This is a genomic window from Mesobacillus thioparans (genome assembly GCF_965138835.1).
GTDB lineage: Bacteria > Bacillota > Bacilli > Bacillales > Cytobacillaceae > Mesobacillus > Mesobacillus thioparans.
This window is the reverse complement of sequence record NZ_CBCSFH010000005.1, coordinates 65,550-79,406: the sequence shown is the minus strand read 5'-3', so window position 1 is coordinate 79,406 and position 13,857 is coordinate 65,550. Positions and strand designations below refer to the sequence as shown.

Below are 13,857 nucleotides of genomic sequence, written 5' to 3'. Positions count from 1 at the left end.
GAAAGTTATATACTAATAGTAGTAATGATGAATTTAATGGACTGGAGTGGTTCAGATGGATTTTTCAATGGTGGTGTCGGAGGATCGTATCAAGCGTGCCTATAAAGATGGAGAGTTTGAAAACTTGCCAGGCTACGGGAAACCGTTGAATCTGGAAGATTTGTCAGCTGTGCCGGAAAATCTTAGAATGGCGTACAAGATGCTGAAAAACGCTGGTTTTTCACCAGAAGAGCAGAGGCTGAGGCAGGAAGTAATGTCGATTGAAGATTTGATCCGGACATGCGAAAATCCTGAAGAAAAAAGCAGGCTGAACCAGGAACTGAGCGCCAAGCTGCTGAAGTACAATAAAATCATGTCCAGCAGGGGTGCCCGAACAAATTCTTCGTTGTTTAAAAATTACGAGCGAAAAATAGAAAAGAAACTATTATAAAGTAAAGGGCCAGGCGGATAAATCCAGCCTGGCCCTTCTGTTATCATGTGCCTGTTGGATGCTTAGGCACCGAGCGTTTTGATTTTTTCAGCAGCTCCTGCTGTTTGGCTTACATATGCGGCGATTGTCTGGTTATCGTCGTTCAGAGTTTCAATCGTTGCGTTCATTTCTTCAAGGCCGGCAGTTGCCTGCTCGATGATCGCAGCCAGCTCACGTGTCGATGCATCGACATCACCAGTCTGGTTCTGGACATCGCCAACCATCAATTCGAATTGACTGAATTGATTTGTCAGCACTTGCAAAGTGCAACTGACATCTGCGAAGAAACCGGACACTTCCTCGACAGCGGTCCGGCTTTCTGCCAGTTTTGCACTGCTGTCATTCATTTTTTCCAGTGCCGCTGAGTTTGTTTCATTCACAGAAGTAAGGTTCTCCGTGATCAGCATCGCGGTTTCCTTCGTCATTTCCGCTAGCTTGCGAATTTCATTGGCAACGACGGAGAAGCCTTTGCCAGCCTCGCCAGCACGTGCAGCTTCAATCGAAGCATTCAGGGCAAGCAGATTCGTTTGTTCAGTGATGTTGCGGATATTGACGATGAAGCCATTCGTTTCTTCGATTTTCCTCGTCAGCATCGAGAATGTCTCGCTTAATTCGGAAATCGAAGCGGCCAGCTCCTTCATATCACCTTGGAGCTCGCTAATTTTTACAGAACCGTTTTCTGATGCTTTGGCAGCCTGTAGAGTATTGTCTGAAAGCTGTACTGACATATCGGACATTTCATCCATCCGTTGTTTTGTCAGCTCTGCATTTTCGGAAATTTGGTTGATTTGTTCGGTCTGGACCTGGCTACCTGCAGAAATCTCATTTACAGCGATTTTCATTTCTGTTTGAGAAGTCAGGTGGGTCTGGATCTGGTCATTGATCTTACCGAGACTCTCTGTCACGACCAATAGCTCACGATGCAGCATAGAGCTGTGTTCTTCTTTACGCGCTTTTTCATTTTCTGAAGCGGTAAGAAAGGCCTCAAGTGACTTATACGTATTGTGGTTTAAACGGATCAATACGAACAGGACTGCACCAATTAAAATGTAGCAGAGTAAAATCGCAGCAAAATTAGCGCTGAGGAAATCATTATCTGCTTTGGCCAGCATAATGTTCGATACAATTGCCGCAAGGCCCAGAATGTAGCCGGTTAGAAAGACTTTCAGGTTAAAATGGATGGCGGAGAAAACAGCCAGGAAAATCAGTACCAGCAAGAATGCCCCATTGCCACCAAACATCCCGATATAGGTAAAGTGATGGATGAAGATCGCAGCAAAAGCGGTATAAGGGAAAAGTGCCGCTTTCTTAAGCCAGAGCTGGAAAATCAGGAAGAACAGGATGAAAAATGTTAATTCACTTACATAAACCATTGTTTTAATTAATGGTTCTTTTTCAATAAGAGTATAGGCAGAAGTCGCAATCAAGGATACCGAATAGGTGCTGAGCATCAAGATGTTTTTCTTTTTCGTATCCTGCCTGCGGAGATTTTCAATAGCCTCCACGTAAAATCCTCCTCGACTAATCAATTGTCTTTGCACATGTTATATCGGCATAGAAATTCACAATCTTAATTGCCTGGCTAAAATTTATTTTTGATTGCTAAATCACTTAAGATTTCTAAAAATATGTCGAAATAAAAAGAGATATTATGACAGTTAAAGCTAGAGACAGAAATAGAAGTAAAGCAGACAGGGGAGTCGTACATGGATAAGTCGTCGATCATTGGTGTCATATTAGCGATCATTGCGGTCGGAGTCGGGATGGTGTTGAAGGGTGTAAACATCAATGCGCTTGTGAATCCGGCAGCTTTCTTAATCATAATCGTGGGTACTGTTGCGGCGGTATCAATCGCGTTTCCGGGAAGAGAACTGAAAAAAGTGCCTAAATTGTTTAAAATCCTTTTCAAGGAACAGGAAAGTGCTGATTTGCCGTCATTGATCCGCCTGTTCTCTGATTGGGCCCAGCTTGCCAGAAAGGAAGGCTTGCTTGCGCTCGAAGCGAAAACAAGTGAAATCGATGATGATTTTCTGAAAAATGGCTTATCGCTTGCAGTGGATGGTCAGAGTGCCGACTATATCAGGGATGTTTTAACAGAAGAGGTTGAAGCCATGGAGGAGCGCCACTTATCAGGCGCGGCCATTTTCACCCAGGCTGGCACATATGCGCCGACGCTCGGGGTCCTTGGGGCGGTAGTTGGCCTGATTGCCGCACTCAGCCATATGGACAATACCGATGAGCTTGGCAGGGCGATTAGTGCGGCGTTCGTGGCGACATTACTGGGGATTTTCACCGGTTATGTGTTATGGCACCCATTCGCCAATAAGTTGAAGCGCAAATCAAAGCAGGAAGCACAAGTGAAATACATGATGATTGAAGGCATTCTCTCAATCCTTGAGGGTGAAGCGCCGCGGGTGATCGAGCAAAAGCTTGCTTCCTATCTGCCAGCTGGCGAACGGAAACTAATCCTTGAAGAAAGCAGCGTGACGAAGGATGAGTAGGAAAAGGAAGAAGAAGCATCACGAGGAGCATATGGATGAGTCATGGCTGATCCCTTATGCGGACTTGCTGACGCTCCTGCTCGCGCTGTTCATCGTCCTGTTCGCAATGAGCTCGGTCGATGCCGTCAAGTTCCAGCAGCTATCCAAAGCATTCAGTGATGTATTCTCGGGGGGAACCGGTGTTTTCGAATTCCAGAGCCCGATGCCGGAAGGACAGATGGAATCGCCTGATGAACGCAAGGAAGACGTCAAAAAGAATGATAAGGATGACACAGATGTTGCACAGGACCAGATGGAGCTTCTGGCCATCCAGCAGAAGGTCAACTCCTATATTGAAGATAAAAAGCTGACAGACAAGCTGAATACGAAGCTGACGGACGAGGGTCTGCTGCTGACAATCCGTGACAATGTCCTGTTTGAGTCGGGCAGGGCGGAGGTCCGTTCATCGGATATCAACATTGCCAAAGAAATTGCCGACTTGCTGGTAATGGAGCCGCCGCGGAACATCATCATCAGTGGACATACAGATAACGTGCCAATCCGGACTGCAAGATATGAATCGAACTGGGAACTGAGCGTCATGAGGGCCGTTGAATTCATGAAAATCATCTTGAAAAATGATCAGCTCGACCCTCGCTGGTTCAGCGCAAAAGGGTTTGGCGAGTTCCAGCCAGTCGCCACGAATGACACAGCAGAAGGCAAGGCAAGGAACCGCCGGGTAGAAATCCTGATCCTTCCGCGAACAAGCAATAATCCGGGTCAATAGTCAAAACCGCTGCCAGACAAAATGGTGGCGGTTTTTATTTGGGGTATTTTCATAATTTTGGATATTTGCTATGATTTAGGAATCTAACTTTCCGAGGTAAAAAAATGAATAAACTAAAAAACTATTATCGCCAATTTCACCCGATTGTCTGGATACTGCTGAGCGGGACTGTCCTTGCTAGGGGATCAGCGTTCGCAACCCTGCCGTTCCTGGCCATCTACCTTTCTAGGAATCTTGATTTGCATCCTGTATTGATTGGATTGACGATTGGAATCAGCCCGTTATCTGGCGTGATCGGCGGTTTTCTGGGCGGCCATTTGTCAGACAGATACGGCCGCAAGCCAGTCATGATTAGTTCATTGTTTGCGATGTCGCTTGTCTATTTTGGCTTCATGATTGCTGAGACACCGGGCTGGTTCATAATCCTGAACGCATTGAATGGCTTGAGCGGGTCATTCTTTGAACCGACCGGCCAGGCTTTGATTGCCGATTTGACGGAAAAGAGCAAAAGGATGAGGGCCTTTTCACTACGATATACGGCCATCAATATCGGAGCGTCTGTCGGGCCATTGCTTGGGGCCTATCTGGCAGTGGTTTCCGCAAAATCAGCTTTCCTGGTGACGGGCATTATGTATTTTCTTTATGTTTTGATCCTGGCACTGATGATGAAGAAATACGATCTCGGCAACAAGTCAGCTGAAGGCGCAAGTAAAGTAACGGTTGCCAGTTCATTAAGAATCATCGGCAAAGATAAGGCTTTAAGATATTTGATATTGGGAACCATCATCATTAATTTCGGCTATTCACAAATGGAATCCAATGTGCCGCAATATCTTGAATCGTCGATTGCGAACGGAGTATTTGTCTATTCCGTGATGCTTTCCATCAATGCGGTCCTGGTCGTCCTGCTGCAAATGCCAATCAGCCACTTTGCGGAAAGGTTCAAAACGATGCAGGTGATGATGGCCGGTGCGGTGTTCCTGTCGTTAGGCATGCTGGCATTCAGCTTTGTTTCTGGCTGGATCACAGGCATCACGGCGATTGTCTTTATAACAGTAGGGGAAATACTGATTTTCCCATCAAGCAGTTATCTGGTTGATCAGCTTGCAACAGATGAACTGAGGGGAACTTATTTCGGAGCCGCACAATTCCGGAAGATCGGTCATTTCCTCGGCCCGATTGCAGGAGGATTTTTACTGAAAGAAGCAGGCGGGACCATCTTATTTACATTCATCTCCCTGGCTGTGCTTGGGAGTATCCTGTTTTTCGTCCAGGGGAACCGAATTTTTGTGAAAAAAACGCCTCCTGCTTTTGAAAACTAGCAAAAAGAGCAAGATTCTGCTGAGAATCTTGCTCTTTTTGTATTTTTTTAAAGAGATGAATCATTGTGACAGAATGTTATATAGCGAGAAAATAATTAATATAGCAGAAATCCCAATTATATAGCGAAAAACCCATTTATATAGCGAGAATTTCATTTTTATAGCGAATTGGAAAATAAGTAGGAAAATCCCTAAAAAAAAGAAGCCGGTCAATTCATTACTCGGCTTCCTTACCCGGTGGATCTGGCTGGCACATCTTATCGAGAGCGATACCAATCACCAGCATCATCACAATCGGAATGGAGAAATTAAGTATATGAACAATGGTCATGTCCATAACCTCCTGGGTTATTAAGATTTAGATATTACCTATATTATATTGTATTTGTCACAAAATAGACATATTTAATTACTGATTATTCTGAAAAATACAGTTTGATTTAGTGTTTTTCTTACTGTCTACGTTAAAAACCATTTTTGACTTCAATGATTCCCAACATATATTTCAAGATTTCATCACATTTATTTGCTAGTTTTAAATGAGAAACTTTTCGGGAGGTGGCGGCAGTATGAACAGGCTGCCAGGGCAATTTTGGTTGATTATGCTTTTGCTTCTTTGGCTTATGCCTGTTGATGCCAGCGCCAAAGAACTAAAAGTGGAGGAAGGCCGTTCGATCCAAAACGCGATTGATCAGGCTGCAGCAGGGGATACTCTCACAATCTCCCAGGGCACGTACAAGGAAAATATCGTGATTAATAAGCGAATTGCCTTAATCGGAGAACATGGAGCAATAATTGATGGCGGTGGAAAAGGCAATGTCATTGAGGTTTTGGTTTCTGATGTCATCGTTAAAGGACTGAGAATCCAAAACAGCGGTTCCGGACAGGAGGACAGCGGGATTTTCATTAAGAAGGCAGATGGAAATATCATCGAGAACAATAGCTTGAATAATGTCCATAATGGAATTTATATCGCCAACAGCAAGGATAATCAGATTGTGAAGAATAGCATATCCAGTTATGAATCCCATTTTTCGAAGCGTGGAAACGGGATCCATATGTTCAAGGGCGGCGGACACTTACTGAAGGAAAATGAAATCACCGCTGTCCAGGATGGAATTTACTACGATTTTACGGAACAGATCAAAGTGACAGGGAACCATGTCAGCGATTCCCGATATGGAATGCATTTCATGTTCAGTAAGGGCGTGTCAGCGGGAAGGAATCATATCGAAAAGAATGTGACCGGGTTCATGGTGATGGATTCTTCAGACATCAAATTCATTGAAAACAGGGTTACCGATCATTTTCATTTCCGTGGCTTTGGCATCCTCATTTATGAAACGAAGAATATCCTCGTTGAGCGCAATGAAATTTTGCGGAACAGCACAGGGCTATCATTGGAAAATGGAGAGAATATATCGATTAATAAGAACCTGATTGCAGCAAATCAAGTTGGACTTGAATTCGTCGGAAAAAATAAAAAAAATCTCTTTGCTGAAAACAATTTTATCGGCAATGTGGTCCAGTCCAAGATTTCGGGAGAAGACATGAGGCTTGATGATGGCTTGAAGGGGAACTACTGGGATGATTACAGCAGTTTTGACCTTTCGGGCGATGGTATTGGCGAAGAGGCCTATAAGGCTGGTTCTTTATACGACCGTATCCTGCGCAAGCAACCGTACTGGCAATTCTTTTTCGAAAGCCCGTCGGTAAAGTTGTGGACAAAGGCGGAGTCTTTATTTCCAAGCTTTGGATCGGCAGAGGTTTATGATGCCCGTCCGCTGGTAGCACCGGCAGCCATTCTGCCATCTGCTGTTAAGCAGGACAAGGGCCAATGGAGGTCCGGTCTGATTGGAATCATATTTATGGTGATAGCGTTATTTGTCATTATGAAAGGAAGGAAATTCAGATGATCAAGACGCTTGGGATATTACTGCTGCTTTCAGTGACAGCTGCCGGCTGCAGCAACGATGCGATGGAGCCGGAGGAAATCAACGCGGAAATCGATGTGTGCGAAGTCTGCAATATGGGTCTTGCCCATGAGCACTATGCCACCGAAGTCGTTACCGCTGATGGGGAAGTATATAAGTTTGATGATATCGGCTGTATGGATGAGTTCCTTGGGAAGGAAGCCGATCTTCAGGAAGAAAAGGCCGCCAAAAAATACGTCCGGGATGTGGACACGGGTGAATGGATACAACTGGAAAATGCTTTCCATGCGTACCATCCTGATTTCTGGACACCAATGGCAAATGGAGTGGTCAGCTTCAAGGACAAGGAGAGTGCTGAACAATATGTAAAAGAACAGGGCAAGGGAGAAGTGCTAGATTATAAGCTATTAAAACAACATGAGTGGAGCTGGGAGCAATGAGGCATATTGCCAGGCAGCAGATTACCCTGTTGATGAGAAGCCACTGGCTGGCCGGCTTTGGCTTTCTGTTCTCATCACTTGCCATCATGGTTGCCTTCCTTGGGAACACCGGTGGCTCAGGATTTGATGGTTTCAACAGGATGACAGCAAGCCTCCTGAATATCAATTTATTGCTGATTCCCCTGCTTTCACTTTTAATCGGCAGCCTGTTCCTGTCGGGTGAAAAAGAGGACCGGGGGCTGATGCTGCTGCTGACCTACCCTGTTTCTCCATGGAGTGTCATCCTCGGAAAATATGCAGGGCTGTTTGTCGCCGTCTGGTCGGTACTGACGTTTGGATATGGTGCGGCATTGCTGGTGATTTTCTTTTTAGGGGCAGGCGTTAATGTGTCGCTGCTGATATTATTTTATCTCTACTCCTTATTGCTTGCGGCAATTTTCCTGTCGCTGGCGATGGTGATCGGGACCATTTCCAAATCACGGTTCCAGGCGCTTGGCCTCAGCTTGATTGTCTGGGCATTCCTGGTCCTGTTCTATGAATTCATCATCATGGGTTTGAGTATGTTCTTGTTGAAGCAATGGCTGCTGCCGATGCTGACGGTTTCGATCTTCCTGAATCCAGTGGAATTGATCCGGGTCCAGTCGATCCTTTCGCTTGATGGTGCATCGGTATTTGGGCCGCGACTTTATGATTTGACGATCTGGGCGGATGGCATGATGGGCAAAATGCTGGTTATTCTTGCTGTCTTGCTCTGGATGATTTTGCCGGTGATTATTTCTGTCCGCAGGATGAAAAGGGGTGCTGCAGATGAGTGATGAGTGGATCAGGATTGATGCTCTTGCTAAGGTTTATAGTGAGACGAAAAAGGTAACCGATATCAGCTTTGGTATTAATAAGCCGGAAATCTTCGCTCTTTGCGGCGGAAATGGTGCGGGTAAAAGTACGTTGATCAAAATGCTCACGGGAATCATGAAGCCGACAAGTGGAAAGGTTTTGCTGGACGGGAGTGAAATTGACCCGCGCAGCCATGAATTCAAAAAGCTGATTTCATACATGCCAGATGAAATGCTGTTCCAGCGCCAATTGTCGGGTCTTGAAGTGTTGACATTCTTTGCGAGATTAAGAGGCATTGGGGATGTAAGAGTGAATGAAGTACTTCAGCAGGTTGGTTTATATGATGTGCGCAATATGCAAATCAAGCAATATTCAAAAGGCATGCAACAGCGGCTGTCCTTGGCGCAGGCACTGCTTCCGGATGTTCCGTTACGGATTCTCGATGAACCGACCAATGGTCTTGACCCACTCTGGGTGTTCCGATTCAAGGAAATCATCGAGGAAGAGAAGCGACAGGGAAAGACGATTTTCTTCACTACCCATATTCTCAGTCTTGTGGAGGAACTCGCTGACCGCGCTGCCTTCATGGAAGAAGGGCAGATGAAGATCTGCGAAACCGTCGACTCGCTCGTCAATCCTAACGGCAGTTATCTTCCGCTGGAAAAAGTATTTTTCAATCAGTCCAGTTCCGTTTATGATGGATAAGAAAACTCCCGGTACCTGGTGCCGGGAGTTTTCTTAGGCTTTCTTATTAAAGCGTTAACTGTTATTCCTTATCAATGACCGCTGTCTTCTTTGTCGCTGTCGTCCATATTGTGTTCGCTATCTTTATTCATGTCTTCCATATTATTTTCACTACCTTTATTCATGCTGTCCGAATTCATCTTCATTTTTTTCATAAATCTTTCATTCGCCATCAGGTCAATTTGTTCCCATGAAGCAATCATCGCGTTTTTATCGCTGTTTTCGGCAATGAATTTCTCGGCGCTTTCCTGATCTTTGAAGAACGCATAACCATATTTCATCGGTGTTTTAATATCTGCTTTTACAGGAATGGCGGCATCCGCGTCAATCCATTCTGATGTCAGGTAGTCACGCACCCATTTTTCCTCGAATTCCACTTCATCGCGTCTAGGGGTATTCAGCAGGCATCCGCTATCATCAAAGAACACATAGTCACCGTCTTTGGTCTTCGCCTGTGCCGTGAAAACTCCCATCGGATCTTTTTCAGGGTATACCTTCATATTGCAGAAAGCACAAACATCATCGATTCCAGGTTCATGTGGGCCTTCTGAGTGTTCATGGGCATCCGCTCCTTCATGATTCATTTCTGTCGCTGCGGGATCCTTGTCCTCTTTTGGCTCGCTTTTGGCAGAGTCATCACCGCAGGCTGAAACGAATATCGTCAATAAAATTGCCATCATAGCAGCAAGTAATTTCTTCATACAATCTCCTCCTTTGATCGAATTTAATCCTATCAGGGAGTTGTGAGTAAAATGCGAAAAAATCGTGGGGGAAAAGTGAGATGTACAGATTTTTTTTGACGATTTTATGACAGTAATCATGAGGCATGCCATCACGCTGTCTTAGTATTTTTTATAAGATTACACATAGGGGAATCAGCTTTTAATGCTGGTTTTGGAATAGTAGGTATAAATTGCAATCTTGAATGGTATTCTATAATACTCGTTATTTTTCTCTTTCACTACGGCTCCTGAATTTCATGAAATCAAGGTAGTATGAAAAGTCTTCTTTGCTGATGCCATTTTTTATCGCTTCATCGACAAGTCCGATCCATTCCTCATCAACGGGAACAGTGTCGGCCCTTTTCGTTTGCTTCCCCATCAAGTCTTCGACGGATGTATCAAGGTTGTGGGCAAGTCGTGACAGCACCTGGAGCGATGGGTTTTCCTGAATGCCTCTCTCGATATAACTGAGGTAGGACTTAGAAACCTTAGCTTTTCGGGAAAGCTCGGTAATAGAATAATTTCTTTCCAACCGTAATCTTTTAATCTTCTCTCCTACCTTCATCTGGTTATCTCCTTAAGTTTCAACTATATTCATTATAACGAACAAATTTATTCTTTAAAAAACACAAGAAAGTGTGATAATCGAAGCTATTTCTTAAAAAAGAACGATTTTTGTTCTTTTTTAAGAAAATTCGCCTTATTATGGACTTTTTCAAAAATGGTTCCTCTGAACTATACTCGAGTGGAGCACCGGACAAAATATTTGAAGGAGGCAAATGGCAATGTACAGAAAAAACTGCGATCGATGCAATCGTCCCTCATATAGCAGCAGTGAACAGGGGGAATGGCTATGTCCTGTGTGCAGAAATGATTTAACAAGGTACCCGTTCTTCAATGCCATCAGCCTTGAAAAAGTGGTCATCAAGCATCGCTGGAAAACGGCAGTATATTCGCAAACTCAACAGCCCAAAGGCCCAGCCTCAGATTTATGGGGGTGAATTTATAAAAAGAGTTCAACAATTTAGGATAGAATGCGACAAAAAGCATAAGTGAAATGATTACAATTTTCAGAAAAATGACTTATTTACCAGTTTTTTTGTAATTGTTTGGAAGAAAAAGAAAGATATTTACATTGGATCACCGACAAATTCTTACATGTTAAATATATAGAACAGGGTACAATGACATTGGGAATTAAAGTTAAAGGAAAAAAGAATCAGATAAAGGCAAACTGGTTGAAAAATCAGGACGCAAAGTCACGGATCTAAGGTATAAAGTGCTAGGATGGCCGGACTGCCTGGAATACTAACTGTATTTTGGGGGGAAGAACTTGATTAAAGAACAGGTAATTTTCGAAGAACTGGATACAGAATGGATGCAGTTGATCACGGAAGCATTGGAAATGGGCATAAATAAAGAAGAAATCAGGGAGTTTTTATTGGGGAACGGACAGGAATAAACCACTCATACATAGATAACCGTCAAATAATCGGGCAGCTCGTAACAGAGGTGCTTTTTATTTTGTGAAAAAAAAGGACAGCGAGAATGCTGTCCCTTGAAATTATTTATTGTTGAGTCTCCATTTGTTAAACTCGAGGAATTCACGGAACTGGTCTTTGCTGATCCCTGAATCCATTGCTTCCTTCACAAGTTTGACCCAGTCTGAATCAATATTTTCCTTGTCGACTTGTTCATGGATCAATTGATCAACCGGGACATTCAGGACTCCAGCGATCTTTTCAAGAAACTGAATGGAAGGATTCGTTTGCAGATTCCGTTCCAAAGAACTTAGATAGGATTTTGCGACGCCAGCCTGCTCTGCCAACTCGGATAGGGACATTCTTTTTTCTTGTCGAAGTTTTTTGACGCGTTCACCAATCACAGTAATCCACACACCTTGTCAATTTATAGTTATATCATAACAAATCTGATAAAATAGTTCCATATTAAGAACACCCTACAGAACAATTATAAACAATCTTTTCGGTTTTTGTGGTGTTTTTTTTATAAAAAGGTTGGGAAAAAATTAGTCACTATAGTTATCGGCAGTTTTTCGATAAATTTTTATAGTATGCAAACGGAACATTCTATTATATTCTTTTGATTTAAAAAAAGGTAAAATGGTAGCAATCAGACAAGGTACGGTGATGATATGCAGAAAAAGTATTTATCGATTTATGAAGAAATCGCCAGACAAATACAGGAGGGGCATTATCCCGCGAAAACGATTTTGCCTTCTGAAAATGAATTTGCCGATATGTATCAAACATCGCGCGAAACCATCCGCAAAGCCCTGAACCTTCTTGCGCAAAATGGCTTCATCCAAAAAATCCGCGGCAAAGGCTCGCTGGTGCTCGATTTAAAAAGGCACCAGTTCCCGATTTCCGGGCTGATCAGCTTTAAAGAACTGGCCGAAAACATGGGTGGAACAGCGAAGACAACTGTTGAAGAGTTTGTTCTCGAACAGGCAGGAAATAACATCGGCAGGGAATTGAATGTGGAAATTGATGAGATGGCCTGGAAGGTGAAAAGAGTCAGGCATATTGATGAAGAACGGGTGATTCTCGATAAGGATTTTATTGTCGAAAGACATGTTCCTGGGCTGTCACGCCATAAATGTGAGAACTCGATTTTTGAGTATATTGAAAAGGAACTGGAGAAAAAAATCAGTTTTGCCAAGAAGGAATTCACGGTTGAGGAACCAAATGCAGAGGACCAGGAGCTTCTCGATATGGAAGGGTTCCACGCGATTGTCATCGTGAAAAACTATATTTATTTCGATGATGCGACACTTTTCCAGTATACCGAATCAAGACACCGACCGGACAAGTTCAGGTTTGTGGATTTCGCAAGAAGAATGGATACCCAGAACATATAAAAAAATGAGCTGCCCCATGGCAGGCCCTGAAGACCGGGCTGTCAGCAGGCAGCTTTTATTATCTCTGTTTTCACCCTTTTGTTGCCTCAGACGTGAAAATAAGTCTAATGCTTAGGGTATTTTCCGACAAGATGGATGGCACTGATGATCCGTTTATTGATCCAGGCCCTGTTTTCCTGGGTATTAAGCTGTTCATAAACCATCTTGCGGCCATCTTCCGTAGTGACATAGTGACTTGGAAGAGTGTTCAGGCTGATGGCGATGATATCATCCCGGCACTTCTGGCAATTGCAGAACGTCTGGTAATCCGGACTCATCATCAGCACATTGACAAGCGTGGAAACCACTTCTTCCATTACATTGGTATATCCGAAATTCATGATGCTCCTTCTCTCCCTATGGTTGTCCTACACTAAATTATAGATGAATTCAGGCAAGAAAAAATGATTTTTTTCCCATCGACTTAAGATAGGTCTATTTTCACTGTTTTATACTAAAAAGTGGAAGTGTATTTCAATGTTTTGGCTTCAGCAGACAGGGAACATTTAATAGTGGAGAAATTATTAAAGGAGATGTTGAATCCATGGGTAAAAAAATTGCCTGTTTAATAACTGATCTATTTGAAGATGTGGAATATCTTGAGCCTTCACGCGCTTTTTCAGAAGCGGGGCATGAAGTTATGACAATCGAAAAAGAAAAAGGGAAGACAGTAAAAGGCAAGCAGGGCAAAGCTGAGGTCAAGATTGACGAAAGCATCGACAACGTCAAGCCGGAAGATTTCGACGCATTGTTCATCCCAGGCGGCTTTTCACCTGATCAACTTCGTGAGGACGAGCGATTCGTCAAATTCGCCAAGTACTTTATGGATGAGAAGAAACCGGTATTTGCGATTTGCCATGGCCCGCAGTTGCTATTGACTGCAAAGACACTCGAAGGCCGAGGAGCGACAGGCTATAAGTCAATCCGTGTCGACATGGAATACGCAGGGGCGAAATACCAGGACAAGGAAGTCGTCGTCTGCTGCAACCAGCTGGTGACAAGCAGAGAGCCGAAGGATATACCAGCGTTCAACCGCGAATCACTTAAGGTGCTGGAAAAATAATAGTAAGAACCCTTTTGCTGAGGCAGAAGGGTTTTTTACTGTGTTCGGAACTGGAAAAAAACGAGTGTAATTTCCAATTCGCTATAAAAAGTTGAAACTCGCTATATAAATGAAAAAGTCGCTATAAAAACGAAAAACTCGC

The 13,857-nt window shown here is 43.6% G+C and carries 17 protein-coding genes and 1 riboswitch; of the genes, 12 read left to right on the top strand and 5 right to left on the bottom strand.

Translation table 11 applies throughout. The features are described 5' to 3' along the window. Positions 1-55: 55 nt before the first annotated feature. Positions 56-430, top strand: a complete 375-nt coding sequence (locus ACNAZ4_RS10390; protein WP_415814288.1) for a DnaJ family domain-containing protein — start codon at positions 56-58, stop codon at positions 428-430. 62 nt (positions 431-492) lie between these two features. Here ACNAZ4_RS10390 and ACNAZ4_RS10385 read toward each other — a convergent pair whose 3' ends face one another. Then, on the bottom strand, positions 493-1,974 hold the full coding sequence (locus ACNAZ4_RS10385; RefSeq protein WP_415814287.1) for a methyl-accepting chemotaxis protein: 1,482 nt from the start codon (positions 1,972-1,974) through the stop codon (positions 493-495). Between the two features lie 201 nt (positions 1,975-2,175). Between ACNAZ4_RS10385 and motA the strand changes: the two genes are divergently transcribed. From motA to ACNAZ4_RS10350, 7 genes are all read left to right on the top strand, one after another. Continuing rightward, positions 2,176-2,970: a flagellar motor stator protein MotA gene (motA, locus tag ACNAZ4_RS10380; RefSeq protein ID WP_415814285.1), complete on the top strand. Its 795-nt coding sequence runs from the start codon at positions 2,176-2,178 to the stop codon at positions 2,968-2,970. Continuing rightward, positions 2,963-3,736, top strand: a complete 774-nt coding sequence (motB, locus tag ACNAZ4_RS10375) for a flagellar motor protein MotB (protein ID WP_415814283.1) — start codon at positions 2,963-2,965, stop codon at positions 3,734-3,736. The genes motA and motB overlap by 8 nt, the downstream gene beginning before the upstream one ends. Before the next feature lie 104 nt (positions 3,737-3,840). Beyond that, the gene (locus ACNAZ4_RS10370) at positions 3,841-5,058 is read left to right on the top strand and encodes an MDR family MFS transporter (protein WP_415814282.1); all 1,218 of its coding nucleotides are present in this window, start codon (positions 3,841-3,843) and stop codon (positions 5,056-5,058) included. 569 nt (positions 5,059-5,627) lie between these two features. Next, the gene (nosD, locus tag ACNAZ4_RS10365; protein WP_415814281.1) at positions 5,628-6,974 is read left to right on the top strand and encodes a nitrous oxide reductase family maturation protein NosD; all 1,347 of its coding nucleotides are present in this window, start codon (positions 5,628-5,630) and stop codon (positions 6,972-6,974) included. Continuing rightward, positions 6,971-7,432 carry a nitrous oxide reductase accessory protein NosL gene (locus ACNAZ4_RS10360; RefSeq protein WP_415814280.1) on the top strand — a complete coding sequence of 154 codons (462 nt, stop codon included), beginning with the start codon at positions 6,971-6,973 and terminating at the stop codon, positions 7,430-7,432. The genes nosD and ACNAZ4_RS10360 overlap by 4 nt, the downstream gene beginning before the upstream one ends. Continuing rightward, positions 7,429-8,247 carry an ABC transporter permease gene (locus ACNAZ4_RS10355; protein ID WP_415814279.1) on the top strand — a complete coding sequence of 273 codons (819 nt, stop codon included), beginning with the start codon at positions 7,429-7,431 and terminating at the stop codon, positions 8,245-8,247. Before ACNAZ4_RS10360 ends, ACNAZ4_RS10355 begins: the two co-directional genes overlap by 4 nt. After that, a complete protein-coding gene (locus ACNAZ4_RS10350) occupies positions 8,240-8,971 on the top strand; it encodes an ABC transporter ATP-binding protein (RefSeq protein ID WP_415814278.1) in 732 nt (243 codons plus the stop codon). The genes ACNAZ4_RS10355 and ACNAZ4_RS10350 overlap by 8 nt, the downstream gene beginning before the upstream one ends. A gap of 71 nt (positions 8,972-9,042) precedes the next feature. On the opposite strand, the gene ACNAZ4_RS10345 is transcribed toward ACNAZ4_RS10350, so the two are convergent. Together ACNAZ4_RS10345 and ACNAZ4_RS10340 are read right to left on the bottom strand one after the other, a co-directional pair. Beyond that, a complete protein-coding gene (locus tag ACNAZ4_RS10345; RefSeq protein WP_415814276.1) occupies positions 9,043-9,711 on the bottom strand; it encodes a nitrous oxide reductase accessory protein NosL in 669 nt (222 codons plus the stop codon). A 244-nt stretch (positions 9,712-9,955) separates the two neighbouring features. Beyond that, positions 9,956-10,297 carry a helix-turn-helix domain-containing protein gene (locus ACNAZ4_RS10340; RefSeq protein WP_415814275.1) on the bottom strand — a complete coding sequence of 114 codons (342 nt, stop codon included), beginning with the start codon at positions 10,295-10,297 and terminating at the stop codon, positions 9,956-9,958. A gap of 220 nt (positions 10,298-10,517) precedes the next feature. Between ACNAZ4_RS10340 and ACNAZ4_RS10335 the strand changes: the two genes are divergently transcribed. Next, positions 10,518-10,733, top strand: a complete 216-nt coding sequence (locus ACNAZ4_RS10335) for a hypothetical protein (RefSeq protein WP_415814274.1) — start codon at positions 10,518-10,520, stop codon at positions 10,731-10,733. 217 nt (positions 10,734-10,950) lie between these two features. Continuing rightward, positions 10,951-11,036: riboswitch (cyclic di-GMP riboswitch) on the top strand. Between the two features lie 29 nt (positions 11,037-11,065). Next, the gene (locus ACNAZ4_RS10330) at positions 11,066-11,194 is read left to right on the top strand and encodes an anti-repressor SinI family protein (RefSeq protein ID WP_415814272.1); all 129 of its coding nucleotides are present in this window, start codon (positions 11,066-11,068) and stop codon (positions 11,192-11,194) included. Positions 11,195-11,296: 102 nt separating this feature from the next. Here the strand turns inward: ACNAZ4_RS10330 and ACNAZ4_RS10325 are convergent, their stop codons facing one another. Continuing rightward, the gene (locus ACNAZ4_RS10325) at positions 11,297-11,617 is read right to left on the bottom strand and encodes a helix-turn-helix domain-containing protein (protein ID WP_415814271.1); all 321 of its coding nucleotides are present in this window, start codon (positions 11,615-11,617) and stop codon (positions 11,297-11,299) included. Positions 11,618-11,887: 270 nt separating this feature from the next. Here ACNAZ4_RS10325 and treR point away from each other — a divergent pair, with 270 nt between their 5' ends. Continuing rightward, on the top strand, positions 11,888-12,613 hold the full coding sequence (treR, locus tag ACNAZ4_RS10320) for a trehalose operon repressor (protein ID WP_415814269.1): 726 nt from the start codon (positions 11,888-11,890) through the stop codon (positions 12,611-12,613). A 104-nt stretch (positions 12,614-12,717) separates the two neighbouring features. Here treR and ACNAZ4_RS10315 read toward each other — a convergent pair whose 3' ends face one another. Continuing rightward, positions 12,718-12,993 carry a late competence development ComFB family protein gene (locus tag ACNAZ4_RS10315; protein ID WP_415814268.1) on the bottom strand — a complete coding sequence of 92 codons (276 nt, stop codon included), beginning with the start codon at positions 12,991-12,993 and terminating at the stop codon, positions 12,718-12,720. A 203-nt stretch (positions 12,994-13,196) separates the two neighbouring features. Here ACNAZ4_RS10315 and ACNAZ4_RS10310 point away from each other — a divergent pair, with 203 nt between their 5' ends. Then, the gene (locus ACNAZ4_RS10310; RefSeq protein WP_415814267.1) at positions 13,197-13,715 is read left to right on the top strand and encodes a type 1 glutamine amidotransferase domain-containing protein; all 519 of its coding nucleotides are present in this window, start codon (positions 13,197-13,199) and stop codon (positions 13,713-13,715) included. Positions 13,716-13,857: the final 142 nt, after the last annotated feature.

Coding starts and splice junctions, on each gene's coding strand:
- ACNAZ4_RS10315 (WP_415814268.1), bottom strand. CDS start 12,993: ATGAATTTCGGATATACCAATGTAATGGAAGAAGTGGTTTCCACGCTT.
- nosD (WP_415814281.1), top strand. CDS start 5,628: ATGAACAGGCTGCCAGGGCAATTTTGGTTGATTATGCTTTTGCTTCTT.
- ACNAZ4_RS10390 (WP_415814288.1), top strand. CDS start 56: ATGGATTTTTCAATGGTGGTGTCGGAGGATCGTATCAAGCGTGCCTAT.
- ACNAZ4_RS10310 (WP_415814267.1), top strand. CDS start 13,197: ATGGGTAAAAAAATTGCCTGTTTAATAACTGATCTATTTGAAGATGTG.
- motB (WP_415814283.1), top strand. CDS start 2,963: ATGAGTAGGAAAAGGAAGAAGAAGCATCACGAGGAGCATATGGATGAG.
- ACNAZ4_RS10350 (WP_415814278.1), top strand. CDS start 8,240: ATGAGTGATGAGTGGATCAGGATTGATGCTCTTGCTAAGGTTTATAGT.
- ACNAZ4_RS10370 (WP_415814282.1), top strand. CDS start 3,841: ATGAATAAACTAAAAAACTATTATCGCCAATTTCACCCGATTGTCTGG.
- ACNAZ4_RS10345 (WP_415814276.1), bottom strand. CDS start 9,711: ATGAAGAAATTACTTGCTGCTATGATGGCAATTTTATTGACGATATTC.
- ACNAZ4_RS10340 (WP_415814275.1), bottom strand. CDS start 10,297: ATGAAGGTAGGAGAGAAGATTAAAAGATTACGGTTGGAAAGAAATTAT.
- ACNAZ4_RS10335 (WP_415814274.1), top strand. CDS start 10,518: ATGTACAGAAAAAACTGCGATCGATGCAATCGTCCCTCATATAGCAGC.
- treR (WP_415814269.1), top strand. CDS start 11,888: ATGCAGAAAAAGTATTTATCGATTTATGAAGAAATCGCCAGACAAATA.
- motA (WP_415814285.1), top strand. CDS start 2,176: ATGGATAAGTCGTCGATCATTGGTGTCATATTAGCGATCATTGCGGTC.
- ACNAZ4_RS10360 (WP_415814280.1), top strand. CDS start 6,971: ATGATCAAGACGCTTGGGATATTACTGCTGCTTTCAGTGACAGCTGCC.
- ACNAZ4_RS10355 (WP_415814279.1), top strand. CDS start 7,429: ATGAGGCATATTGCCAGGCAGCAGATTACCCTGTTGATGAGAAGCCAC.